Raw genomic sequence first — 25339 nt, forward strand, 5'->3', positions numbered from 1 at the left:
GGGACCAGGCACTCCTTAGTTTTGGGGAGGAGTGCCTGGTCCTTTTATTTTTATTTTTCATCGAACCTTATTCGTAAGCTTGCCTATCCCTTCTACATATACCTCCACTACATCCCCACGCTTCAGGAATTTTGGTGGATTATAGCCTTTCCCGACCCCTGCTGGTGTCCCGGTTGCAATGATATCGCCCGGCTCGAGCGTCATCCCTTTGGACAACGTGGCAATCATCTCGGGTATGGAAAAGATCATCAGGTCAGTTCGAGCATGCTGCCTTATCTCACCGTTTACGCGAGTAATGATTTCAAGTTCATGAGGATCCTCGATTGCAGATTTATGAACAACAACCGGTCCCATAGGGCAGGATGCATCAAGGCTTTTTCCAAGAAAGAATTGTTTATGACGCGCTTGCATGTCACGGGCCGTAATATCATTGATGATCGTGTAACCGAAGACGTAATCATAAGCCTCTTCCTCTTTTATCCCTATACCTTTCTTTCCGATGACCACTGCCAACTCCCCTTCATAGTCAAGTTGGCTTGTCAGACTTTCGTGGAGGAGAATTTCAGCCCCATCTCCAATAACGGAAGTTGGCGCTTTTGTAAAAATCATGATGTGCTCGGGGATGTCCCCTTCGCTTCCCATTTCCAGGACATGATCTTTATAGTTTTTTCCGACACAAAGTACATTTTTAGCCGGACGAGGAATAGGAGCTAAAAGGGTAATCTCTTCCATTTTATAGAAAAAGGTTGGCGCCTCCCTATGCGTTAACACCCAGTCTCTTAAATCGACTGCCTTATCTATAAAAGAATCTCCCAGTTCAATACATCCCTCGAGTGTTTGGGGGAGGTTCTGTACACCATTTTTCACTCGTTCCGATTCATTGAGATCAATGACATACTGTTGTGCTTCGTCTGTTAAGCCTACAAATGTTTTCCCTTTAAACTGTGCAGTAAGAAAATGCATAATGGTTGATCTCCCTTTCCTATCGAAACGTTTTTTTGTAGTATTTTGTTATATTTTGACTTGTTTTAGCGAAGTCCTTTTTTTCTTTTTCTAACCATGCCATAATTAGGACAATCGATTGCATCTTATAAAAATGGAGTAGAGTCGTATGTTAGCTTTGACAATTGAATTAAAGAGAAAACAAATGATTCATTATGCGAAAGAGTATGGATTTACCGCTTCTGAAACGGTTCAATGCAGTCAGGAGCTAGATGCTTTACTGAACAAGCAATGGGAGCAGCAATTGCTTTCCATTCATCAACCAAATAACTATTCTTTTGCCCAATAGGAAGATGCGAGAGATTATTCTCGCATCTTTTCATTTGGACTTTTTCTAAGCGGAGATCTCCTACCATACGTCCCCATTCTCCATAGCCACTCCATCGGACCGTAATGAAAATGGGTCAGCCATAACTTGCTCAAAACTATCTGTACCGCATATACCCCGATAACCAAAAGGAACCCGTGAAACGGCTGGAAGCTTCCATACAGTCCCAATCCATAGCTGTAAAAAATGAAGGTACAGAGCACGGACTGAAACAAATAGTTTGTCAGACTCATTTTCCCTACATATCTCAAAGGAGAAAGTATTTTAAGGCCTATACCTTTCCTTGTTGCAAGGACGATGGTAAGAAAATAAAATACTGCACTTGCTGGTCCCCCTATAGAATCCTGCAGATAATCCACCGCAAGGTTTTTCCCCGCATAATAAGGAAGCAACTTAAAGACCAGTGTTAAAACCAAGGTCAGCACCCATAACTTTTTGAAGCCCCCGAGCTTATCCTCCACCTTTTGAAGCCATTTGGCCTTGGCTGCCGCTGCACCGAAAAGGAACAAGGGTAAGATGGATAGAATAATAAAGACCGAGTTGGCTATATTTACAAATGCCCAGTCTTCCATTCTCTGTCTGGTAATCTCCATGAACGTTCCATTCGCATACACCTCCAGTGACTGCAGCACTGTACCCTGATACCCCTCGTAAACGTCGAAGCCCCCATCCATCATCATCATGGATAGTAATGTTAATAGAGTCAAAAGGAAGGTTGGGATGGCAATCAGAAGCATGCCGGTCCATACCATTGCTCTTGATGTCATGTTTCTCATAAGCAATATTATAAAACCGGTGATGGCATAGGAAATGAGAATATCACCATGCCAGATCAGAAATGCATGAATGCACCCTATTGCCAGTAGTACCAATAGTCTTCTGGAAAAGTACTTGGTAACGGATAGATTCTTCTCTTTCAGGCGGTCCATGAAAATGATGAACCCGTACCCGAACAAAAAGGAAAACAAGGTATAAAAGCTTGCCTGTGCCACTATGTCCACAAAATTTACCGTCCAGATATCCAACTTGTCACTCCAGTATGTACGCTGGTCCACGTAGAGCATTGGCGAAAAAAAAGAGGGCATGTTAACCAGGAAAATCCCGAGTATCGCCAAACCTCTAATAATATCTAAAGCAATGATTCTATCTTTCTCTTGTATCGGAGCAGCTTTCATCCTATTCCTCCCATCAAATGATACGTATATTATAGCTGATTTACCTAAATATTCCTATATGTGATATCACCTGTGAGAATCACCCAATTGGTACTCACCATACCGGGCATTTGTCATAGGATAATAAGAAAACGAAGTCTTATCTGCTTAACCACTGACGAAAAAGGTTTGGGAAAAGCAGGTACATTTAATTTGGTAAAGGGGTTAACGTTTATGCCAGCAATAGTCGGAGCTGTAAATGTTAACAGTATAGGGAATTCCGGCATTTTCCATATAGGGGATGTATTTCAGATGTCTCCCACCAGTGTCGCAAAGACCTTTGCAGGTGCAGGCAGCTTTAACACAGGTGATGCAATCACAGTGAGTAACACGAACAGCCAGACCAATACGTATGATCAGGATGTAGCTGATCAGCCGGTTGCTTTGAATGCGTAAAAAAGTACAGAATGGAGGATTGTAATGGCAACTAATTTTTTCATTAACCAGAGTATCGTCATTCATCAAGTGAAAATAGGGGGAGTCAGCAACTCCTCCGTCTTTCAGATTGGGAGTGCCGGCGTTATCAAGAGCTTGTCCAATCTATATAATACAGGGGGTTTTGAAGGTCCTGCCCCGGAAAGCTCCGCTGAAATTCAAAGTGGCACAGGTTTACAAAGTGGTAGCATCTCAACCGGACCTTTAGTACCATTTCAGGCACGCTGATTTTGCCATGGGCATTCACCCATTTCTGCTGATTGCATACAATGTTAATGCCTTTAGAAGGGGAAGATTAACTCTGCAGGGGAAGGGGTGATCAAATTGTATTACAATTTTCAGCAGTACTTATACGAATCACAGCAGCAGATCAAGCAACTACAAGACATTGTAGAAAAACAGTCAAAACAGATATTGACCTTGGAAGAAATATTGAAATCGATGCAACAGGAGATCATCCAAATCAAAAGTAAACCCAGCATGAATATTGAGCGGATTGAATACAAATTTGACCAGTTGAAAGTGGAGACTCTCGAAGGTACACTCAACATCGGATTGACACCTGGCTCCTCAGGTGAAATTGAGGATTTCGTGGTGACTCAGAACAACATGGAAGTGCCTGTACCACAGAGGAACCAGCAGCTATCAAAGGAAATAGAGAAAGAATTGTTAAACCATTTAAACAAGAATGGTCCGAATAAGATTAAGGAAATTGCAGAGCAGCAAGGAAGAAGCCTTGAAGAGCATTATTATAATTTTATGATTCAGGATGTGTCTAAGCAGCTTCCTCAGAGAATCAACCATACATTGAACAACTTAACAACAGAGGCGATTCAAAAAGGATATAGTGACGAAAAAATTCAGGAGCTGACAATCGCACAGCTTCAAGGTGATATGGATAAAGCATTTGCTGCATTCATCCAAAATCTACCCAAGAATAAATAAAGTGGGGTGTTTATATTGAACTTTCATGTCGTGAACCATAATCTGCAGGTCGGCGATATCGATATCCTCGGGGTATCCTCCTCCGCCATCTTCCTTGTTGGAGATGCCCAATCCATTGTTCTTTCCTCCTATTTTGATACACCGGCCGAATCGCTTATTATCGGGCCGTTTGTACCATTGACGACAGAAGGGTAGAGTCATGCGAATATCTAATGTCAATGAAATCAATGTGCATTCCCTTTCTTTCAGCTCCCATTTTCTTATTGGCGATTCGTGTTTTATCAATGCTCGCTCGAAAGCGCTGGCAGTGAAGCGGGAGTTTCCCCGCTTTTACGGAAAAGAGGGAAGCTTTTCGGAATATCCCATTTTCTCCATGGAAAACCCTATTCCGAAAGTAAATGAAAATATTCAGATGTGTGTGACGAATGTCAACCCGAACATCTATGTCAATAGAATTAAAGTGAAAGGGGTATCCTCTTCTTCCATTTTGCAAGTAGGTTCCACCAATACGATATTTGCAGAAGCAAAAATAAAGCATATCAGACAGCTAATGGGCGATGCAGCACCACTTGCCACAAGGAAAACCCCGAACAAGATTTAGAAGGAAAGAAGGAGTACTCATGCCGGCAATAATCGGACCCGTTAAAATCAACAATGTGGGAGGAGGAACCCTTAATTTCGGGGATTCCTTTTATATCAGCCCGAAAGCCACAGGTAAATCTCATGCAGGCTCCGGTGCCTTCAATACAGGTAATTTCATTAATGCCAATAATGGCCTGAGTGCTACGAATACCATTGATCCGGATGCGAATGACCAGAATGTCGCGGCCAATGAGTAAGATGATTTCCAGGCTTTTGAACACTTTCAGCCTAAGAACATATAGTGTACTATCACTTAAATAAAAAAGGATGTCTTACATGCCAGCTATCGTCGGTCCTGTAGCAATCAACAGTGTCGGAGGAGGCGTCATCAACTTTGGGGATTCCTTCTACATCTCTCCAAAAAGCGCCTCCAAGACCTCAGCAGGCTCCGGAGCCTTTAACACCGGTAACTTCATCATCACCAACAACGGCCTGAGCGCCACCAACACCATCGACCCAGACATCAACGACCAGGATATCATCGCAAACAAATAAAAATAGGGGGCCAGACCCCGGCAGGAGTTTCCCCTTTTATGTCGACGTATATGCAAAAGGCCTTGCCTCGAAACCGGGGCAAGGCCTTTTGCTATATGGTTACTTAAAACTTCCATTAAGCTACATTGTAATTTCTATGTTTATCTTCGTTTCTTTCTTTCGTTTGATTTCCGGGTGACCGGGATTCTGGTGGATGGCTGCTTTTGGATCCATTTGAGAAACGAGGCTATCTTCGGATCATCCCGGAGGAGGGCGATGGTATTTAGACGGATAGCCAGTTCATCATTGGTATAAAGAGCATGAATCTGCTTATGACAGGGGATGCACAGATTTGCTGAAGGCATGAATGTTCCGCCCATCTCTTTTGGTGTCAGATGATGGACGGTCGTCTCCACCTGTTCCCGCAGACACAGCTCACATGTTCCAATCGCCTTTTTCTTCTTCCCCATCCTGAAAACCTTCCTCCGGTCCATTTCGTTAAACTTCCACTATCCCTATGCTACCCAATTACAGATTTTCCAATGTGACCACGGAACCTGTCCCTTCCGACTGGGCTGGGGTGACCACCAAGCGCCTTGGGAGTCTGGCTCTCAGTTCTTGCACATGGCTGATGACTCCTACTGCCAGATGATTGGATTGAAGTTTCTCAAGAGCTGTTACTACAGCATCCAACAGTTCGGAATCAAGTGTTCCAAAGCCTTCGTCCAAGAAGAAGAATTGAAGCGGATATTCTCCTCTTAGTTGGATCTGCGCCGAAAGTGACAATGCCAATGCCAAGGAGGTCAGGAATGTCTCTCCTCCGGACAAAGAGGATACAGGTCGTCTTACTCCGCCATTTGCATCATCCCGAATGATGAATCCGCCCTGGGAATCCATCTCGAGCGCATACCGTTGTCGAGTAAGATGGCCTAGACGCTCGGATGCGTCGCGACTGATTTGATGTAGCTGTTCTTCGGCCAAATATTCGACAAAACTATTCCCCTTGAAGATCGCCTGCAGCTTCTGATAGGAGCCGATTTCATTGGAAAGCTGCTCCTTGTTTTCTTCCAGGCTACGGTATCGCTCATTTCTTTCCTTCACTGCGGAAAGGTGGTGTTGAGCCGCACTTTTTGCTTCAATTTCCATGCGTAGTCTTTTTCTGTTTTCCTGTACCCTACCTTGGAAGTCAATCCATTCCGTTTCATTTATGGACTCTTCCCCAATTAAGGCGCTCAATCGATTCCGGTTTTTTTCGAGCATATTGCGCTCATCCCAATAACTTTTCGTCTCTTTTTTCCAACTATCCATATTATCAAGGAATCTGACGGCGTTCTCCACTTCCTCCTTGGATGTGAAGGTACTCTTCTCAAAGGCTAAACTCCATTTATTTAAAAGAAGCTCCTTGCGTGAAAAGGTTTCGGCAACCATCTGTTCACTCTGTTTCACTTTTTTGTCCCATTCGTGATAGTCGTTTTGGGCTGCCGTCCATTTCTGATAGGCACCCTCCTCCATTTCATTCAGCTTCAGCAGGTTCTCTTCCACCTGCTGAAGTTCATGAAGAATGGATAGATCACCCACCACAGCTTTTATTTCACCACTTGTTTCTTCGATCCGGTTCAGAAGCTGCTTCTTTACGAGATTCTCCTGGAACACAAGCTTTTCTACTTCCTGCTTTCGCTCCTGCACCGTCCGTAATTCCCGCTCTTTTTCTTCAATAAATTCAACACTTGTGTTAATTCGCTCCTGCAGCACTTTCATCTGCTTTTCCACATCTTTTGCAGCCAGATAGTCTGCTTCAATTGTTTCCAGCTTCAGTTCAGGGAATTGCTCTTTCCAGGCGGCGCACAACTCTGTATTAACATTACGCAATCCTTCCAATCTTTCATTCCAGCCTGCCCACTGCTCCTCGAACGATTGCATGAGTTTTGCCGTTTCACTGACATTTTGGCTTGATTTTCTTAGAGAAAGATCTAGCTGTGCCTTTCGTTCCTGAACAAGGATCAGGTCCTGCTGCAAGCCCTTCTGCTCGGTCTCAATCTTATGGAATCTATTTAATAACAGTTCCGCCGGTTCAGCTGTTTCACGGTATTCCTTTTCCCACTCTTCCACCTGCTCCGTGGAGGGATTCGGGTCTGGCAAAGAATACGATCCCTCAAGCTCTTGATACAATTCGGAAGCCAGCTGTTCAAGCTTCAGCTTCACGGTAACATTTTTCTGTTTTTCCGCCTGAATGGACGGAATCAGAGCTTCCACTCCGTTTTCTTCCTTGCTGCTGGCAATTTCCTTCATGCTTTCATGATCAGGTCGACTAGGGTGATGGGTGGAGCCGCATACTGGACATGCCTCCCCTTCCTCCAACGATTTGGCCAGTTCCATGGCAAGCTGATGGATCTTCAGCTCTTCCTCCATATCCCTTTCATCCTGAAGAAACTTCTCCACCTGGCGACCAATCCAATCCAGCTCAACTGTCAGTCGGGAAGTTGCTGCATAATATTTTTCCGTGCTTTGGAAAAATGCCACTAGCCCTTTTTTCCCTTCTTGCAGCTCGGTCTGGGCATGACTGTTAGCCTTCTGATATTGCTGAAGCTTTTCAAATAGCTTTTGCGTTTCTTCATTAGTATCTTTCAGCTTTTTTTGGACCTGGGAGATTTCCTGTTTTTTCTCAAATGCTTGCGCGAGCTTATCCATTCTATCCGCAGAAAGGGAGATGTCCGTCAATTCCGCCTTCAAGCTTTTCTGCTTGGCTAGCGCCTTCTGATGAATTTCCCTTGTCCGGTTTTCTAAAAGCTCTTCTTTAGTTAGCTTTTCCTTTTTCATCTCTAACTCTTCTTCAAGCTTCTTCAATTCCGTTTTTAACGGAGCCAAACCGTCTTCCAATGTCTTAGCCCTTGATAGCCTCTCCTTTTTCCTGAGAAGCTCCGGATGTTGCAATTCTTTTTTCTTTCTGGCTGCTTCATAGGAACCCACCGCTTTTTGCAGGAGCTCTTTTGCCGTACTATGTTTGATGGTGTCCTGTTCAAACTGACGCTGCCACTTATTCAATGATGCCTCGACTTCCATCAGGTCATCCAACAGGGGCTTCAATGAAGAGGCCTGCTGAGCAAGAGAGATTTTCTCTTCCAAATCCTTCATGTGACTCTCGATTTCTAGCATCTGTTTTAGGGAAAGCTCCACCTGCCCTCTTTCTGCCTGCCACTCCCACTTTTTCTTTTTTCCTCGAAAAGAGTTTCTATTTCCTGAAGAGTCTTTTCGGAAGAGGTTACAGCCCGTTCCAATTCCTTATAGGCCTCTTCTGCCGACTTTACAGCTTCATCCGATGCTTCTCCAAGCCCAAGCTGCTCCGCTTGGATTTCACCAAGCAGGCGCGTTTTTAAATGAAGCTCCTCCTTGATTTTTCGGGAAAGCTCATCGCCGTATTTCTCCAGTTGAAATAGTCGCTGCAGCATCTGTCGTCTATCCGCACCCTTCAGGGAGAGAAACTCGGCAAACTTGCCTTGAGGAAGCACTACCGCACGGGTAAAGTCATCAATGGTCAAGCCGAGGATTTCCTGCACCGCCAGGTTTACTTCCCCCGCTTTATCGGCAATCACAAGATGCTCTTCATCCCTGATTTCCGACAATCGGCAAATGCCTGATTTCACACGGATATCATCCGTTCTTTTGAAGGTACGCTCCACTTTAAACCGCTGCTTGCCTTTTGCATTTTCCAATTCGAAGACATAGGACACTTCCAGGACATTTTCAGCATGATTCATGATTCCTTGAGTATTATTGGAAGCGCGCTCCACTTTTCCGTAAAGGGCAAGTGTCATCGCATCCAAGATCGAAGACTTCCCGCTTCCGGTCGGACCGAATATCCCAAATACACCGCCTTGGCAAAGGGCTTCAAAATCTATTTCCTGCTTCTCACGAAAGCTGTGCAAGCCAGCCACTGTCAAACTTATCGGCTTCATGCTTCCCCCTCCCTTCCCATTTTTTCATCATTCAATAGGGATAAAAATAAACGTACAAGCTCTTCTTCCGGCTGCGCTCCGCCCGATTGCTTTTCATAAAATTGTACAAACAGCTCTTCTATCGGCATGCTGTCCATTTTTACCATATTACGTTCTTCCACCATTTCCGGAAAGATGGGCCTGATGTGAAGGATCCCATCATGCAGCTTTCTTACACGGTGAATTTCCTCCATAGATAGCGCGTTTGTCACATGTATCTCCAGGTCAATCCAGGCGTTATAATCCCTTTTCTCCTCGAGCCAGCCAAAAACTTGCTGTAATCCCTCGGTTGCCTTCCAACGTACCAGAGGTTTTCCACTCGACAAAAAGACCTCATTTGTCGCAACTTCTTTCCCCGGTACAGCATCTATGATTGTTACACTCTTGGCATAACCGGCCTCCGAAAAGCTGTAGGCAAGCGGCGAACCGGAATAGCGTGCCTGCGTGTTCGCCCGCTTGATTGTCTGAGGTCGGTGCAAGTGGCCGAGTGCAACGTACTGAGCCTGATGCGGCAGGCTTTCGGCAGCAACCGTAAATGCGCCTCCCACCTCGATTGGCCTTTCTGAATCACTGGAGCTGCCTCCTGCAACGAACAGATGACTCATCGCAATATTCACCGAATCAGCTGTAAAACTCTCACACATCTTTTCAAAAAGCTGACGGATCCTTGCATCATAATGATCGCGAATAATTTTTTCATCAAAAGTTTCCGAGAGCACTTCGTTCAGCCTTGATTCGGAAGGATATGGCAGGGATGCAAGCTTCAGCAGTTCGCCGGTAGTTGGAATATGAATGGATTGTACGTCCGTGGTAGGGTAGCCTAGCAAGGAAATGCTCTGAGTGGATGCGAGTGGCTGGGAGGCGGAAAGTCTGTCAGGATTATCGTGATTCCCGGCAATCACAGCTACAGGTCGTCGTCCTTTGTCAGAAAGCTTTTGCAAGGATTCGTAAAATAGCACCTCCGCTTGTGCTGGCGGATTTACGGTATCATACACATCGCCTGCCATCAGAATGACATCGATTTTTTCTTCTTCTACAATCGTGGCTAGCTCATCGAGAAATTGAGCCTGCTCTGGTAATCTGCTCCGCCCTTCCAATGTCTTGCCCAAATGCCAATCGGCCGTATGCAATATTCTCAACCTTTCTTCCCCCTATCGTAAAAGGACGCAAGCGGATCGGAACTTTGTCCTCTCCGCCTGTGCACTTTTTCTATTCTTCTATCTTCACTAAATGGTTTCTATCAAAGAAATACAGGTATTTGGCAGTGAGCTTTTTATTCCAGATTTGCTCCACCGCTTTGCCGTATAAGGAAACCTGTTCCCGATAGCGATTTCGCAAAACTGGTTCTGCCTCTTCAAAGCCGTTTGCAAACCTTCCTGTAATGGTATCAGTTTTATAGTCAAGCAGTACCAGTCCGTCCTCATCCTCGATCAAACAGTCGATAACACCTTGTACAAGCACGGTTTCTTCCTCAAGATCTGCATCGTTCCCAATCTCGCTTCCTTTTAAGGCAAAGCTGAATGGAACCTCACGATGCACTTTTTCGGCGTGCAGCATCCGCTTGCCGATCGGTGTGGAAAAGAAGGACTCTACTGCACTCATATCAATGACTTCCGCCTGGTCACCAGTGAGCAGTTCTTTTTGAACCATTTCCAGAATCCTTCCCTGCAGCTCTTCCCGGGTGAAGCTGCTTTGGTCCAGTCGGATGTTCTGCATGACGGTATGCATCGCTGTTCCAATTTCTGATGGTGACAATCGTTTTTTCTGCAGAAAAGTCGGTCTGTCCAAAAAGTATTTCCGTTCGGTCTGGACAAGAGAGTGATCCGCATAAGGATCCTGCTGCTCCTTCATCCGTTTGAGCTCAGACACCGACTGCTTCGAGCGGTGCCTGCTCGCTTCCTTAAATGGATATTGCCAATGCAGCTGCTCTTTTACCTTTTCAAACAGTGGACTTTGGATGTTCACATGGAGACCATGCTTCACTTTTTCCAGAAGCTCATTTTCCTCATGTTTGGCAGATTCAAGTTCTTCCAGCAGTTCCTGGACATTGGTGACAGTAATCTTCCAAGAAGCAGGGTGTTGGGTAATCTCCTCTGGTATGAGCGTAGATGTTGCCCCTTCGCGGAGCTCGTCTGCGTCTTTATGTCTTACCAATGCCGGTCCTACCCAATCGATATAGGATTTTGAAGCAGCTCTTGCATAGTCAGGCAGCAGCCAGTTATTGGTGTCTGCAGACTCATTCCATTGTAATCTTGATTTTTCAAAATCCTTCACTGTTCCAACAAGATAAAGCTTCTCTTTCGCACGGGTCAGGGCTACATAAAGCACCCGCATTTCTTCAGCAATCAACTGGGCCTTCGCTTTGCGCTTCAATGCCAGTTGCAATAGCGTCGGGTAGGTAATGCGCAAGCGTGCGTTTACATATTTCGATCCGAATCCAAGCTCCTTATCCATCAGATAGCTACTGTTTAAATCCATCATATTGAACTGCCTGGATAGGCCTGCAACAAAGACGATCGGAAACTCGAGCCCTTTGCTGGAATGGATGGTCATAAGACGGATAACATCCTCCTGCTCACCAAGTGCCCTTGCCGCTCCAAGATCCTCTCCCCTATCCTGCATCCTCTCAATGAAACGCAGGAATCGGAACAGTCCCCGGAATGAGGTCGATTCGTATTGTCTTGCCCGGTCGTACAGCGCACGGAGATTCGCTTGACGCTGCTTGCCGCCTGGCATCCCCCCGACAAAGTCGTAGAAGTGGGTATCCTGGTAGATCTGCCAGATAAGCTCCGATAAAGCCCCTTCCCTGGCTGAAGTCCGCCAGTTCTGAAGCATCTCATAAAAGGCCTTCACCTTTCTGACAACCTCTTTTTCTTCCACACTATCAGGAGTTTTATTGAGGAAAACCAAAAGTGCGTCAAAATAGTTCCCCTTCCTCTGCTGAATTCGTATGAGAGCGAGTTCATTTGAATCAAGCCCCACAATCGGGGACCTCAGAACAGAGGCAAGCGGAATATCCTGATATGGATTATCGATAATTTTTAATAGGGATAGCATGATTGCAACCTCTGTTGCCTCGAAATATCCGGTGCTCAGGTTCGCATATAATGGGAGCCCCTCTTGTTTGAACTCTTCCATAAATTGCGGAGCCCATGGCATCGAGCGCATCAGGATGACAAAATCCCTGTATGTGACGGGGCGCATGCGCTTTTCATCCTTATCATAAATCTTGTAGCCCGACTGAATCAGCTTTTTTATTTTACGGGCTATCAATTTGGCTTCCACCTGTGCGGTTTCCAGTTCCACCTTGTCAAAGGCAGATGGGCTGAAATCTTCTTCTGACACTCCGAAAGATTCATCGGCGGAATGATCGCTCCGGTCGACAAGTAGCAGTTCCGTTTCCCTATCGTCGGCTTGTGGATAATTGGCTGCACCAAACTTCAATTCAGCAGCTTCATTGTAGTCGATCTCTCCGACCGTCTCCCCCATGATCTGCTTGAAGATAAAGTTGGTGGCATCCAGCACCTCTGTTCTGGAACGGAAGTTGCGGTTCAAATCGATGCGAAGCCCGCCATCTTCCCCTTTGGTGTCAAACCTCTTGTATTTGCTCAGGAAAAGGAACGGCTCTGCCAGACGGAAGCGATAGATTGACTGCTTCACGTCTCCTACCATGAACATATTTCCGGCCTCTTCCTCTTCTTTCGTAACAAGCTTCAGAATCGCTTCCTGCACCATATTCGTATCCTGGTATTCATCCACCATCACTTCTTTAAAAGTGGCTTGATACCTAAGAGCGGCTTCCGATCGTTCGAAGCCTGAGCCAGTCGGCGTGCGCAGGATACTTAAACAGAGGTGCTCCAGGTCAGAAAAGTCCACCAGGCCCTTCTCCTGCTTCAACATGCTGAACTGTCTGCCATATTCCTTTACAAGCCCCACCAAAGTGCTCATGACAGGAGCCAGTTCCTCCAGGTCCTTGAGGAAGGATTCCGGGCGTCTGGAAAACAGCTCGTCCTTGATCCCCTGAACGATTCCTTTGGCCTTGTTTCGAACCTTGGTCCAGCTTTCGATCAGTTCTTTATCATATTCATCTCCACGGCAGGTTTTAGCGCGTGGAAAATCTAGGCTCTGCATCTCTTCATATAGCACATCCCATGATTCCCCAAGTGCAGCCTGCAGTCTTGCCAGTTGCTCTGTGTCCTCTTCGATATTGACGGAACGAGGAGCCGGCCCACCAGGTTCAAGTGTTATCTCCATCGCTTTTTCCAAAAGACTCTTCGCCCCAAGGAATTGTAGCTCCATCTCCCGTTTCAGCATGGAGATAAACGGAAGTTCATCAATCGGAAGCTGACTGGTAGACTGATAGAAAGCAGCGATATCCTCAAGCCACTTCTCCGGTGCCGGATTGGCCCTGGAAAACTCATGTAGATCCAGTACCAGCTTTTGGAGCGCTCCATCCGTCCGGTCATTTGTGTAACGATCTACCAGGTCAAAGAAAGCGTCATTCCCCTCTTTTCCGTACTCTTCCTCAAAGACGTTCTCCAGCACTTCCTCCTGCATCAGCTGGATTTCCGTAGTATCTGCAATACGGAAACTCGGATCGATATCGATCAGGTAATAGTATTTTCTCACTACATCCAAGCAAAAGGAGTGGATGGTCGAAATGGAAGCACGGTTCAGCAAGCTGAGCTGTCTGCGGAGATGGAGCGATGCCGGCCTTTTTTCAAGCTGCTTCTCCAATGCTTCCCCTATACGATGCCTCATTTCCGCTGCTGATGCATTTGTAAAGGTCACAACAAGGAGACGGTCCACATCCACATGCTCCTGCACAATCTTATGAATCATCCGTTCTACCAGAACGGCCGTTTTCCCCGATCCGGCAGCCGCCGCAACAAGTATATCCCTGCCGCTTGCAACAATGGCCTTCCACTGATCATCGGTCCATTGGGCATCCACTGGTTTTGGCAATAGTTCCATCCCCATCATTAACCTCCTCCTTCCACTTTTCTTTTGATGGATTCCATGATTTCATCCTTCGGTATATTTGTCAGCAATCTATAGTCGTTCTCGTCAAGCGAGGTATCAAATTGACAGAACGATTTATAGGAACAGAAGGTACATGGTGTTTGATTTTTCAGCTTGTAAGGGGCAATGCCCGTTTCACCTTCTGATATTTTCATCCCGATGTCTTCAAAGGTCTTCCTCACGTAGTTTCTCAGATAGGTGAATTCCGTTTCACTTGCTACTGAGGAATTGGAATAGAACTCCCCATTGGTCTTCAATCCCGCGGAAACAATTTGGGAGTGCCCTTTATCAAGCGTCTGATCCATGAGACGGACAGATTCCTCTTCTCCTAAAAGAAGTCCCTTCATTTTGAAGCTTTTGAAGATCTCCTCTTCAATGATATCCTCAGGTGCCATCCCATTCGTTTTGATCATTGGATTGTGCACATGAAAATAAAGGACCCCTGCCGGTGACGCCTGAGTACCAAGCCACCCCTGTGAATGGGAGATGACGATATCCAGATAGGTCAGCATCTGCAAGGCCAATCCATAGTACACTTCTGTCAGATCCAAAGCTTTGTTGCTGGATTTATAGTCGATGATCCGAAGCAGCAAGCCATTGGAGCCCTCCGCCTTATCAACACGGTCAATTCGCCCGACAAGCTCCATGGATACCCCGTTAGGCAGATCCAGCCTGATCGGAGGCAGCTCTTCCTTTTGGCCGAATCCAAGCTCAAGGCCAACTGGCGTGAATTTACTTGCCCTTGAATGCTCACTCAGGATTTGTGTTGCTCTCGTAATGATGGTTTCAAGCTTTCTTTTTATATATTGGAAACGGTTGGAGCTTAAAAGAATTTCCCCTTGCAGCTTAGGTGCCAGAATATTTACGGCCTCTTTTGCCAGCCTTTCACACTCAGACTTCGTCAACGACTTCCAGTCACTGCCCTTTTGTCTGAGACTATCGGAAATGGTTTTTAGTGCTGCATGAAACAGCTGCCCGATATCCGGCGCCTCTAAACGGTAGATTTGCCTGTCCTTCAGCTTCAACCCGTGGGAAGCGAAGTGTGAAAAAGCACAGGAACTGAATTTCTCCATCCTTGATACACTGGCTTCCATATGATCGCCGTAAAGCTTTCTGCTGACGCACGCTTCCAACTTTTTCGCTTCATTTCTATAGAACAAGCTCTGAAGCACCTGCTCGGTTCGCCCGTTCCATTGTTCATCCTCAAGAAGGGTGTTATACACATCCCACCATACCGGATCGACCGGATATTTCTTCATCCAGGCCTGAAGCTGAACCGCCAGATTGGAAAGCGTAGTGCCGGGGGTATGGACAAACATCAGCGGCTCCTCCTGGGATAGCTCCGCAGGTTCATTCAACATCAGCCTTTCCTCCACCTCCGGGAACATTTCCTTCACTCGCTTAATATAGGAGGAAGCCAAAAGTGATTTCCCTTCTTCATCAGCCAGGGAATAGCTGATATAAAGCTGATGGGAAGGAGAAAGGAAAGCAGAATATACAAGAAAATGGTCATCTAGCAATCTTTCCAGGCTAGTTGGTGCAAGCTCCAGTCCGAAGCTTGCGAGAAGCTCCCTCTCTTCCTCCGAAACAAAGCCTTCATCCTTGATTTTGGCAGGAATGACCCCTTCGTTTACTCCGATAACAAAGCTGTGCTTGATATCCGTCAGTCTCGACAAATCAAAGTTTGCCACAATCACCTGATCGATTGCTGGCGGTACAAGACTGAAGCGCAGGCTTTCCAACCCACTCTCCAGCATTTTTGAAAACAATGCCATGCTAATAGACTGATCTCCAATCAGTTCCACCATCTGATCGAGCATTCCGATGATTGCTTTCCACACCTGCTCATTTTCTTTTGAGGATGATAGATTTCCAGCTTGTTCAGCCTTTCTCATCCGGTTCTCCAGTTTCGCTGGAATTCCAAGGTCCTCCATGTATTCGTACAGTGCCTTGCAAAAGCCTTCAATGGACTTCGAACGCTTCCATCGCTTCTCAAGCATCAAGAGCGGCTCCACAATCATACTTCTCAGTTCATTGATTTCCTGTTCGTAGGCAAGCTCTTCATCTGTCTGCACATATGGGCCTTCGGTATCAATACTGAAAAAACGACGGTAGGTCCAAGGTTTATCCGCCGTCCACCTTTTCCCCTGAATTCCATAGGAAAGGCAATAGTTCTCCAGCTTGTCCGTCTTCTCCCGCATCTCTTCTATATCATGATCCATCGAATAAAAGAAATCCGTTTTTACACAGCGGAAAACAGACTCATAGCGCCAGTTACGTGTGATGACCTCGATACTCGAACGCAAGAGCTCCACTAGCGGATGATGAAGCATCGTACGTTTCTGATCGATGAAAAAGGGAATCTCATAATCTTTGAAAACCGTGTTGATCAAATCCACATAGGACTCGGCATTGCGGACAATAACCGCAATATCCTTATAGCGGTTATCCTTGTCACGAACAAGCGATGTGATTTCCCTTGCAATTCCTTCTATCTCCGCTCTTCTGTTTACAGCCTGCATAATGGAGACCTCGCCCTTACCGGGATAAGCCACAGTAGGTCTTACGTCAAAATATTTCTCCAAATGCCGCAATGAATCTGATTCCATAAAGCGGTGGGCATCCTCCATTAAAACAGGCGCCTCCACTTCGCATCCTTCTTCAAGTGCAATTTTTCTCAGCTTCTGATAAGTGGTACCAGTTGACCGGAACAGATGGAGGTCATATGGCGCCTCTTCGTCATAGGGCTTGTCCAATGTAAGAGCAACGGTGACAGACCTGGCATGCACCATAAGTTGCTTCAGGACCTCCACTTCCTGTGGTGTAAAGCTATGAAAACCATCTATAAAAATTTCTGCTTGTTTTATATAGGAGGAAAAAGGGATCTTTTCAGCCAGCAGCTGCAGATAATCCTCTCCATCCACATAATTGCCCTCAAGGGTATGCTCCAATTGGCGGTAAACCACCAAAATATCCGTCAGCTTCTTGGCGAGCATTCTTTCATGTTCCGAAATGGTGCTATCATCCTTGATACGGACAATCTCCTCCTGTAGCTGCTCAGGAGTCACACAGTAGCGCTTGAATTCCGTTACCATGCTTTCCATCTGTTCAATAAAGCCAAACTGCTCGGCAGAACGGCCAAACACCTGAAACTCATTTTTATGCTCCTCGACCACCTTGCGAAGAAGCATATGTATCCCGGTCTGATCGATATGAAAACGGCTGATTCCCCCAACCTCCTGCAGGATTCGCCAAGCAAGGCGGGTAAAACTGAATACCTGTGCCCGGATCATCCCCTGTATATCAGGCGATTGAACCATCCGATATTCCGATTGAAAGGTCATCTGTTCCGGAACAAGATAGACAATCGGAGGTCCTTCCGGATTGTCTTTCAGCTGCTGAAGGATCTGATCGCTACACCATTTTGTTTTTCCACTTCCTGTTCTTCCTATCAAAAAACGAATCGACACAGCATTTCCCCCAGACATCTCTATGGATAAAATGGCGATCGGCTCTAACGACTCCGGTCGCACTAATTCTATGATTATATAATTAATTTACAAATTCTATTGTACTTAAAAAATGACCGTTATGCCAACCAGCCGCATACATATATTAGGATGTTGCAGTGAATTCCAAGCACCACATCTTTTAATCGGGCATATCGTATGGTGGGAAGGTGATTTTAAATGAAACTCTCACAGAGCAACTATCTTTCTGCAACGTTGCTTACTGTCACGGGCCTCCTAGTCGTCTGCAACTTATATGCGTTCATTCCCCTTTATACACCCATCAGCTTAGAATGGCAGATACCTGTATCCCAGACAGTGCTAGCCAGCAGCTTCTTCAGTATTTTCTACGCCATTGGGCTTCTCAGCTTTGGTCCATTGTCGGAAAAGCTTGGCAGAAAAAATGTTCTGATGTATGGAATGTTTTTCTCAGCCGGTGCAACCTTTCTTGTTTCCTTAGCCGGGAGCATTCCCTTCCTATATGGATTTCGATCCCTGCAGGGTTTTGCTCTAGGATGTTTTGCTCCAGTTGCGTTTGCTTACTGTTTTGACCACTTTTCAGAAACCCTGCGTACCATGACCATCTCATTCATCAATGCTGCCTTTCTTCTGGCTGGAATTGTTGGACCACTAGTCAGTGAGTTGCTGGAGTCCACCTATAAGTGGCAGGCGGTTTTCCTTTTCTTTGGCACCTTATACGCCATCATCTTCGTACTATGTGCAGTCATTCTCCAGCCTTCTGTGCCGACTGCCACTTCACTGCTCAAGATATGGCAGCCTTTTTTCCACCTGTTGGCCAAAAGACATCTTCTGCTCTGTTATCTCATTGTATTTTCCTTGTTGCTATCATTCGTTGCCTTCTACGACAGCCTTTATCAATATCTAATCCAAACATATCCTGAACAACCATTCATCCTTGTACGTTCCATTGGCTTGCTTGGCGTAGTATCCTGTTTCTTTTCCAACAGCTTATATAAACGTCTTGGTGCACCAAATCTGCTCTTTTGGTGCTCCATCACAATCATCATTTCGTTTGTCTTTGTTCTCATCCATCCCGTCCCTATTGTCATCAGCATCGCTTCCATCCTTTTTGTGGCCGCCATCTCCATCTATCTGCCAAGCATCATTTCCTATATTGGGATACTTGGAGCAGAATACCGTGCCAGTGCGATCTCTCTTTATTCCTTTACCCTATTATCAGGAACGAGTATTGGTCCGATCATCAGCCACGCCTTTTCTTTTCGGACGACACTATCCATCCTTTCGTGCTGGTTTATGATCAACATATTTCTGCTTACATGGATAAAAAGAAAAAACACTTGAATAGATCTGGCATTCAAGTGTTTTTAAGTCAAAAGATTAAGTGGTCGCCATAGGGGCCTCTGAAGCGTTTTCCTTCAAGTTCTTCATGCGTTTTTTCAGGAACAGCCCTTGTCCGATCCCGAAAAGGTTACCGATCACCCAGTAAAGGGCAAGTGCAGATGGCAGGGTCATACCTGCAATAAGGATGAATACCGGCATGATATTCATGACTATTTTCATTTGCGGCTGAATGTCGGGGGTCAGGCTCACTCTTGTTTGAATAAACGTAGTGATGGCCGCCACAACCGGCAAGATGAAATAAGGATCGGATTGACCGAGACTGAACCAGAGAAAGGAATGCTCGGCAATTTCCGTTGTTCTTCCTATAGCATAATAGAATGCCATAATGATTGGCATCTGGATCAAGACAGGCAGGCATCCACCAACAGGATTGATTTTATGGGCCTGGTAAAGCTCCATCATTTCCTTTTGCATTTTCTGCTGATCAGCCGGATCCTTCTTGCCTTTATATTTCTCCTGTAGTGCCGTCATTTCAGGTCGAAGCTTTTGCATCGCGATTGTGCTCTTCTGCTGCTTCATCACAAGCGGAAAAATAAGAAGGCGAATCAGAATAGTAACGACGATGATGGACAAGCCATAATTACCTCCCGAAAAATCCGCTACTGACGTTAAAAGGAGTGACATAGGATAGATAAAATAGTGATTCCACACTCCCTGGGTATCTGAAGTAATCGGTTCACTCATACTACACCCGGTCATTACTACCATTAATACAACCATCAAGACTGCCATTGTTAATTTTTTCAATGTCGATTCCTCCTACTACTTCTCGAATTTTTTATTTTTCTATTAGAAGTAGGAAGGGTGTTCCTCATCATCGAGGGTTTCCTTGGAAGGACGTTTTCTGTAAACGAAGGCCAATCGTTTTCTTCTTTTCCTATCCACCTGATAGGAAACAACACCGCTCGTATCAATAGATGGGGAGCATGAACGGGACTGATACCAGACCTGCCTGGATTCCAGATAAAAACAATAAGTGACAAGACATAATATTGTAGCTGTTACATATGGTGCATACAGCAGCAAATCCAAATAAAATTCCATTAATAAAAACCTGCCTTACAGGAGTAGTATTACATTAATAAATTGTACGAGATCATCTAGTATAAAGTTTCAATAAAAGTATTTCCCTATAATAAAAAGATACACCTAGTCCGGTAAAAAAACTAGGTGTATCTTATTGTAAATTATAAGCGTTCTTTTTCATAGAGGAAGATTTCCCGGTACCTTTCCATCAGAAGTTTTTTATCTATTTTTCCGACCGCTGTTTTAGGGATCTCTTTTACAAAAACGAACCTTTTGGGTACTTTATATTTTCCCAGCCTTTGAGAACAGAAGGTTGTCAGCTCTTTTTCGGATGCCGGACTCTTTAGTGAAACAACAGCGAGAACCGCCTCTCCCCACTTTGGATGTGGTATCCCCACCACGCTGACCTCTTTAACTGCAATATGCTGAGAAATGGTCTGCTCCACTTCTGTAGGATATACATTTTCTCCGCCAGAGATGATCAAATCCTTCGCCCGGCCGACAATATAATAATATCCGTCTTCATCTTTTCTTCCCAGATCTCCTGTGCGCAACCATCCCTCACATTTGACTTTCTCAGTTTCTTCCTGATTGGACCAGTAGCCAGTAAACACATGTGGACCTTTAAGAAATATTTCCCCGACTTCATTCGGTTCTGCTTCCACATTGTTCTTCCTTACTATTTTCACTTCATTGAACATCATGGGTTTTCCTACAGAACCTTTCTTCCCGTAGGCTTCTGTCGGATCGATATAGAAGTTGTTAGGTCCAGCTTCCGTTAGTCCATAGCCCTCCTTGAACAGCTTGCCTTTTTTGTAAAAGGCTTCATAGACCTCCAAGGGGCATGGAGCTCCTCCGGATAGAAATGTTTTCATGGACGGAAAGCTCTCTTTTATAAAATCCGGCTGTTCGATCAGCATATGGTACATCGTCGGAACCATCAAAACCACCGTGCATTGATAAAGGTTCAATAAGTCTATTACTTTATCCTTCTGGAAATCTCTCATGATGACGACCGTTCCACCTGCCATCAAAAGTGGTGTGGAAAGGGCATTCAATCCTCCCGTATGGAACATCGGCAGGCAGGTGAGTGTAATATCCCGTTCACTTAAACCCCAGCTGATAATCGTATTGATTGCATTGCTCGCTATGTTCTGATGGGAAAGGATGACTCCTTTAGGCTTTCCTGTCGTCCCTCCCGTATAGATGATTGCGGCATGAGTGCAAGAATCCCCCAATGAGATTTCTGCAGATATGGACTCTTGATCGGTCTGTGCTTCCAAAGGAAACGTTTCACAAGGAAAATTCTTCACAAATTCCTTATAGTCCGGATGGACAAAAACACACTTAGCCTCGCAATCTTTCATGATATAAATTAGCTCCTTTTCGGATAACCGCCAATTGAGCGGAACGAATATTGCCCCTGCGGCCTGACAGGCAAACAGCAATTCAAAGTAAGAAGGATCATTCGGAGACAGCAAGGCCACTCTATCTCCCTGATTTATGCCAAGTTGACACAATCTATCAGCCATAATTAAAGTGCGATTATACAATTTTTTGTAATTCCATTGCTCTCCAGTTTCCCCATCAATAATGGCGACTTTTGCAGGAGACAGTTGTGAACGCTTCTGTAGCCACGATCCATCAAATGCCACTTCCATCTCTCCCTTATCCTTTTCAAGTAATTACCACTATAAGGGTGGGTGGTTACAATAGGGTTACAAAAAAGGTGAACCCCCTTTTCAGGAATTCACCTCGACATTTAATTATTTAATGATTACATTAAACACCGCTGTTGATTTCCACAATAGGCTGCGCTTTCCGCGTGGCTAACGTGAGCCTCCTCGGCTTCGCCTGTGGGGTCTCCATTAAACGCCATCTCCCGCAGGACAAGGAAGGCTCCGGCAGCGATACATCGCACGAAGAAAATGCACGCATTTTCGAGGAGTCTTCGCCTATTGCTCCAATCAACAGCTAGATTCTTAAAAAACAGAGATCCTCATGTAAAAAATTTACACCTTAAGTAATGAAACTATAGTGCAGACGTTATGCTTCACCTGCCGCCCCTGTTGATTGTAGTGCAAGGTGTGAGACTCCTGCTTGAGATAGCGGTAGACTTGAGACCCCGCAGACATGCCGAGGAGGCTCAAGCACCGCCCCGCGGAAAGCGAACGCCTGGAACGGAGATCAACAGGGTGTTTAACGTGTCTACCACATATTCAAGAAAGCACTTTTTTCAAAATAACAATCCTATCAAAAACTTTGATTTATTAAACTTCCTTCACTTTTCTTCTTTTGATTACAAAATAAAACGCCGGGACGAACAGTAGGGTGAAGAAGGTTGAGAAAAAGATTCCCGAGATGATTGAGATTGCCAGTGGTGTGAATAGCACATCTCCACTGAAAGCAATCGGGATCAAAGCCGCAATGGATGTAAAGGCAGTCAGTACGATCGGCCTGAATCTCGCCTTCCCGGAATCAATGACCGCTTCACTAAGTGTTGCGCCTTCGTGTAATCGCTGCTCCATAAACTCGATGAATACCGTTGCATTACGGACAACAATCCCTGCAAGAGATACAATCCCCATCATCGCCATAAATCCAAGACCTGTCTGTGTCAGGAACAGTCCGATCACTGCACCTGAAATTGCCAGATAAACCGAGCTCATGATCAGCAATGGCAGACGCAAGGAATTGAACTGAATGACCATCAGGATGTAAATCAAGAAAACAACGATGACGAACAGTTTACCTACTTCAATAAAGAAGTCGCTTCTTGCTGATGATTCTCCTCCAACCGAAATCGAAGTGGATTCCGTTTCATAGGAATCGGCAATCTCCTCGACCTGCTTTTCAAGATTCTGTTTATCCTCTTCACCAGGATAAACCCGGACCGTAACTGTTCTATCCCCATTTTTATGCGGAATAAGCGGCAAGACTTCCGTTTCCTCCTGGGTAACCAACTCGGATAAAGGAACAAGTACAGGTGCACCGAATTCAGTGGTTGCAAGCTTGCTCGGGAGCTCGAGGTTTTCCAGATTTAACGTTTCCCCTTCATCCATCAGATCCTGAATGATGGTTAACGTTTTTCTTTCCTTACCTGCTTCATAAGAACCAACAGGTATGCCTTCCGTTTTCAGTCTGATCAGATTACTGATTTCCTGAGCGGTAATGCCATGCTCTTCCATTGCGTCGCGATCTGGAACATAGTTGATGGTTGGTAAAGGTGTACCCACATCATCTATTACCACACCGCTTCCTTCCAAAGCATCAATATCCTTTTTCAGCCCATTTACAGCTTCCATCAATTCATCGATATTTTCTCCAACAATTGTCAGGGCAATCGGGGCACCAACAGGCGGACCGGCTTCGATGGTAGAAAGCATAATGACACTATCCGGATTTTCTTCCCTCAACTTAGGTTGCCATTCTTCAATCGTTTCAGCAGCTGACTGCTTTTCGCGATCAACTCTCAAGACAATCTGTCCTGTATTTTCACTGGAATTGGATAACTTGCTGCCGAAAATACCAGGCTCTCCACTACCCGCAAAAATAGTGGTTTCATAGATATCTTCGTCACTCTTCAAACTTTCTTCCATCGCTTTCAACCTTGACTCCGTTTCGTCCATAGGGGTTCCTGCAGGCAAGGTGACGGTAACGGTCACTTCTTCCCTATCCGCACTAGGGAAGAATACGACAGGAATAAATGGTACTAAAGCGTAGGTTGCCGTACAGAAAATCAGCACCGAAAAACCTGTAAGGAGCGGTTTTTTTACAATCTTTGTTAAAATTTTGTCGCTATACCAAGTGCTCACTTTATCAATTTGTGAACCTAATATTCCATCTTTCGATTTCTTACTTCGCTTTTTTTGACGCCATGCAAGAAAGATTGGAACAATCGTGAGCGCCACAATGGTCGAGCCGATGATCGTTGAAATCAAAACTGTCGGTAATGCCGAAATGAAGGCACCGTTCGGACCGGATATGAACGTTAACGGCAGGAAAGTGAACACAATGGCAAGGGAGGAAGTGATAACAGAAACCCGCACTTCTTTCGTTCCGGTCAACGCACCCTTCAATGGGCCATCGCCAAGCTGATATCTCCTTTGTATATTATCATTTACCACTATGGCATCATCGACAAGGATGCCCAGGGCGATAATCATCCCGATGATCGAAATCTGATTCAGATCCACAGATGCATAAGGCAGCGGGATGAGACCCAGTGCTATGGATACCGGAATCGATACCGCAACCAAAATGGCGGATACTGCATTTAAACCAAAGAATGTGATCAAGACGACTACAAAGATGGAAATAAGGAATGAGATACCCAAATCTTTGAATATTTTACTGACAATCTTATCCTGGGTATAGTAGAGATCCAACTCAATTTCATCAGGAAGATCCTTTGCAAGACGCTGCATCTCTGCATCCACTTTTGAAAAGAGGGTTGGAATATCCACGCCCTTCTCCTGCATGATGGTCAACGATAGGGCAGGAGTACCATTATAGACAATAAGGTCTTCCTGTTCTGCCGGGATTGGTGTCAAACTTGCGATATCCCGTACATATATGGATTCCCCAGCTTGATTTTTTTTGATAAAGACATTTTCTACATCTTCTATTGAATCAATGTGCTCCATCGTCAGCTGAGAAACCTTGTTTCCTGCCTTCTGGCTGCCTAGTGGGGTGATTTCGAGTTCATTTTGGATGCTAGTGATTACATCAGGCAGGATGATTCCGGTTTCCTGCATTTTGTCGGAATCAAGATTTAAAGTGAAACTTGGCTCCTCCAATCCTTTTACAGTGACCTTGCGGACTCCATCGATCTTTTCCAGTTGGGGAATCCAATCATTAATCAATCCTTTTTGTTCCTGTAAAAGGGAACGGTCTTCATTCAATAAATGGTAGGACGCGATTACTCCCATTTGAATATCTGAGTTGACTGTTGGCTCAAATGCTTCCTCCGGGAATTCACGACTCACATCCGATACAGCCTGACGGACAAGTGAAAACACCTGATTCCGATCTGCATCATCTGCCAGTTCCAGCACAATGTTGGAGATACCGACGCCTGAAACGGAAGTCACGTTATCCATCCCTTTAATATCAAGAAGCTCCTTTTCCAGAGGTGTGGTGATATCCCTTTCGACTACATCTGGCGCAGCCCCTGGATAAACAGTGGTGATCGTCCCTACGTTAATGGTGATCTCCGGTATCTCACGCTTTGGGATCTGAAAATAAGTGAGCGTACCGATTACGACTAGCAATAGCATAAAAATTAATGTTACCTTTGGTTTTTTAATAAGTGCATTAAACACCTGGATGTCCTCCTATACGAGTTGATTATTCAAATTTGACTAT

The 25339-nt window shown here is 45.2% G+C and carries 20 protein-coding genes and 1 pseudogene; 9 read left to right on the forward strand and 12 right to left on the reverse strand.

From position 1 onward, the window contains the following. Positions 1-57: 57 nt before the first annotated feature. Positions 58-963, reverse strand: a complete 906-nt coding sequence (locus ABN702_RS13550; RefSeq protein WP_417897356.1) for a fumarylacetoacetate hydrolase family protein — start codon at positions 961-963, stop codon at positions 58-60. 148 nt (positions 964-1111) lie between these two features. On the opposite strand from ABN702_RS13550, the gene ABN702_RS13555 reads away from it, so the two are divergent. Beyond that, on the forward strand, positions 1112-1291 hold the full coding sequence (locus tag ABN702_RS13555) for an aspartyl-phosphate phosphatase Spo0E family protein (RefSeq protein WP_417897357.1): 180 nt from the start codon (positions 1112-1114) through the stop codon (positions 1289-1291). Positions 1292-1305: 14 nt separating this feature from the next. Here ABN702_RS13555 and ABN702_RS13560 read toward each other — a convergent pair whose 3' ends face one another. Continuing rightward, positions 1306-2505, reverse strand: coding sequence for a DUF418 domain-containing protein (locus tag ABN702_RS13560; RefSeq protein WP_417897358.1), 1200 nt, complete (start codon positions 2503-2505; stop codon positions 1306-1308). 213 nt (positions 2506-2718) lie between these two features. On the opposite strand from ABN702_RS13560, the gene ABN702_RS13565 reads away from it, so the two are divergent. The 7 genes from ABN702_RS13565 to ABN702_RS13595 all read left to right on the forward strand — a co-directional run bounded on the left by ABN702_RS13565 (position 2719) and on the right by ABN702_RS13595 (position 5061). Next, complete coding sequence (locus ABN702_RS13565; protein ID WP_204416665.1) at positions 2719-2940, forward strand: spore germination protein; 222 nt, start codon at positions 2719-2721, stop codon at positions 2938-2940. A 24-nt stretch (positions 2941-2964) separates the two neighbouring features. Then, a complete protein-coding gene (locus ABN702_RS13570; RefSeq protein WP_417897359.1) occupies positions 2965-3207 on the forward strand; it encodes a spore germination protein GerPB in 243 nt (80 codons plus the stop codon). A 96-nt stretch (positions 3208-3303) separates the two neighbouring features. Next, positions 3304-3924: a spore germination protein GerPC gene (gerPC, locus tag ABN702_RS13575; protein ID WP_417897360.1), complete on the forward strand. Its 621-nt coding sequence runs from the start codon at positions 3304-3306 to the stop codon at positions 3922-3924. A 15-nt stretch (positions 3925-3939) separates the two neighbouring features. Continuing rightward, the gene (locus tag ABN702_RS13580; RefSeq protein WP_417897361.1) at positions 3940-4119 is read left to right on the forward strand and encodes a spore gernimation protein GerPD; all 180 of its coding nucleotides are present in this window, start codon (positions 3940-3942) and stop codon (positions 4117-4119) included. 4 nt (positions 4120-4123) lie between these two features. After that, on the forward strand, positions 4124-4525 hold the full coding sequence (locus ABN702_RS13585) for a spore germination protein GerPE (protein ID WP_417897362.1): 402 nt from the start codon (positions 4124-4126) through the stop codon (positions 4523-4525). Between the two features lie 19 nt (positions 4526-4544). Next, positions 4545-4763 (forward strand): spore germination protein, encoded by a 219-nt coding sequence (locus ABN702_RS13590; RefSeq protein WP_417897363.1) that lies wholly within the window; start codon positions 4545-4547, stop codon positions 4761-4763. Between the two features lie 79 nt (positions 4764-4842). After that, positions 4843-5061 carry a spore germination protein gene (locus ABN702_RS13595; protein WP_417897364.1) on the forward strand — a complete coding sequence of 73 codons (219 nt, stop codon included), beginning with the start codon at positions 4843-4845 and terminating at the stop codon, positions 5059-5061. A 140-nt stretch (positions 5062-5201) separates the two neighbouring features. Here ABN702_RS13595 and ABN702_RS13600 read toward each other — a convergent pair whose 3' ends face one another. From ABN702_RS13600 to addB, 6 genes and pseudogenes are all read right to left on the reverse strand, one after another. Then, a complete protein-coding gene (locus ABN702_RS13600; RefSeq protein WP_417897365.1) occupies positions 5202-5510 on the reverse strand; it encodes an HNH endonuclease in 309 nt (102 codons plus the stop codon). 58 nt (positions 5511-5568) lie between these two features. Then, positions 5569-6069 (reverse strand): annotated as a pseudogene (locus ABN702_RS13605) (SbcC/MukB-like Walker B domain-containing protein); the annotation flags it as partial. 2129 nt (positions 6070-8198) lie between these two features. Next, a complete protein-coding gene (locus tag ABN702_RS13610; RefSeq protein WP_417897366.1) occupies positions 8199-8993 on the reverse strand; it encodes an AAA family ATPase in 795 nt (264 codons plus the stop codon). After that, entirely contained in the window at positions 8990-10171 is a 1182-nt protein-coding gene (locus ABN702_RS13615) for an exonuclease SbcCD subunit D (RefSeq protein ID WP_417897367.1), read from the reverse strand. Before ABN702_RS13615 ends, ABN702_RS13610 begins: the two co-directional genes overlap by 4 nt. 70 nt (positions 10172-10241) lie before the next feature. Further along, positions 10242-14012, reverse strand: a complete 3771-nt coding sequence (gene addA, locus ABN702_RS13620) for a helicase-exonuclease AddAB subunit AddA (protein ID WP_417900905.1) — start codon at positions 14010-14012, stop codon at positions 10242-10244. Between the two features lie 2 nt (positions 14013-14014). Continuing rightward, complete coding sequence (gene addB / locus ABN702_RS13625; RefSeq protein WP_417897368.1) at positions 14015-17524, reverse strand: helicase-exonuclease AddAB subunit AddB; 3510 nt, start codon at positions 17522-17524, stop codon at positions 14015-14017. Between the two features lie 219 nt (positions 17525-17743). Between addB and ABN702_RS13630 the strand changes: the two genes are divergently transcribed. Next, on the forward strand, positions 17744-18886 hold the full coding sequence (locus tag ABN702_RS13630) for an MFS transporter (protein ID WP_417897369.1): 1143 nt from the start codon (positions 17744-17746) through the stop codon (positions 18884-18886). Between the two features lie 36 nt (positions 18887-18922). Here ABN702_RS13630 and yidC read toward each other — a convergent pair whose 3' ends face one another. The 4 genes from yidC to ABN702_RS13650 form a co-directional block, all read right to left on the reverse strand. Beyond that, positions 18923-19678: a membrane protein insertase YidC gene (yidC, locus tag ABN702_RS13635; RefSeq protein WP_417900906.1), complete on the reverse strand. Its 756-nt coding sequence runs from the start codon at positions 19676-19678 to the stop codon at positions 18923-18925. Positions 19679-19735: 57 nt separating this feature from the next. Further along, positions 19736-19990 carry a hypothetical protein gene (locus ABN702_RS13640; RefSeq protein WP_417897370.1) on the reverse strand — a complete coding sequence of 85 codons (255 nt, stop codon included), beginning with the start codon at positions 19988-19990 and terminating at the stop codon, positions 19736-19738. A gap of 143 nt (positions 19991-20133) precedes the next feature. After that, complete coding sequence (locus ABN702_RS13645; RefSeq protein WP_417897371.1) at positions 20134-21633, reverse strand: class I adenylate-forming enzyme family protein; 1500 nt, start codon at positions 21631-21633, stop codon at positions 20134-20136. A gap of 609 nt (positions 21634-22242) precedes the next feature. Next, positions 22243-25296, reverse strand: coding sequence for an efflux RND transporter permease subunit (locus ABN702_RS13650; RefSeq protein ID WP_417897372.1), 3054 nt, complete (start codon positions 25294-25296; stop codon positions 22243-22245). Between the last annotated feature and the right edge of the window lie 43 nt (positions 25297-25339).

The sequence above is a fragment of the Bacillus haimaensis genome (genome assembly GCF_048270625.1).
Taxonomy (GTDB): domain Bacteria; phylum Bacillota; class Bacilli; order Bacillales; family Bacillaceae_I; genus Sutcliffiella_A; species Sutcliffiella_A haimaensis.

Excerpts from the sequence above, each read along its gene's own strand:
- ABN702_RS13550 (WP_417897356.1), bottom strand. The coding sequence starts at position 963 with ATGCATTTTCTTACTGCACAGTTTAAAGGGAAAACATTTGTAGGCTTA.
- ABN702_RS13555 (WP_417897357.1), top strand. The coding sequence starts at position 1,112 with ATGTTAGCTTTGACAATTGAATTAAAGAGAAAACAAATGATTCATTAT.
- ABN702_RS13560 (WP_417897358.1), bottom strand. The coding sequence starts at position 2,505 with ATGAAAGCTGCTCCGATACAAGAGAAAGATAGAATCATTGCTTTAGAT.
- ABN702_RS13565 (WP_204416665.1), top strand. The coding sequence starts at position 2,719 with ATGCCAGCAATAGTCGGAGCTGTAAATGTTAACAGTATAGGGAATTCC.
- ABN702_RS13570 (WP_417897359.1), top strand. The coding sequence starts at position 2,965 with ATGGCAACTAATTTTTTCATTAACCAGAGTATCGTCATTCATCAAGTG.
- ABN702_RS13585 (WP_417897362.1), top strand. The coding sequence starts at position 4,124 with ATGCGAATATCTAATGTCAATGAAATCAATGTGCATTCCCTTTCTTTC.
- ABN702_RS13590 (WP_417897363.1), top strand. The coding sequence starts at position 4,545 with ATGCCGGCAATAATCGGACCCGTTAAAATCAACAATGTGGGAGGAGGA.
- ABN702_RS13595 (WP_417897364.1), top strand. The coding sequence starts at position 4,843 with ATGCCAGCTATCGTCGGTCCTGTAGCAATCAACAGTGTCGGAGGAGGC.
- ABN702_RS13600 (WP_417897365.1), bottom strand. The coding sequence starts at position 5,510 with ATGGGGAAGAAGAAAAAGGCGATTGGAACATGTGAGCTGTGTCTGCGG.
- ABN702_RS13610 (WP_417897366.1), bottom strand. The coding sequence starts at position 8,993 with ATGAAGCCGATAAGTTTGACAGTGGCTGGCTTGCACAGCTTTCGTGAG.
- addA (WP_417900905.1), bottom strand. The coding sequence starts at position 14,012 with ATGGGGATGGAACTATTGCCAAAACCAGTGGATGCCCAATGGACCGAT.
- ABN702_RS13630 (WP_417897369.1), top strand. The coding sequence starts at position 17,744 with ATGAAACTCTCACAGAGCAACTATCTTTCTGCAACGTTGCTTACTGTC.
- yidC (WP_417900906.1), bottom strand. The coding sequence starts at position 19,678 with ATGGCAGTCTTGATGGTTGTATTAATGGTAGTAATGACCGGGTGTAGT.
- ABN702_RS13640 (WP_417897370.1), bottom strand. The coding sequence starts at position 19,990 with ATGGAATTTTATTTGGATTTGCTGCTGTATGCACCATATGTAACAGCT.
- ABN702_RS13645 (WP_417897371.1), bottom strand. The coding sequence starts at position 21,633 with ATGGAAGTGGCATTTGATGGATCGTGGCTACAGAAGCGTTCACAACTG.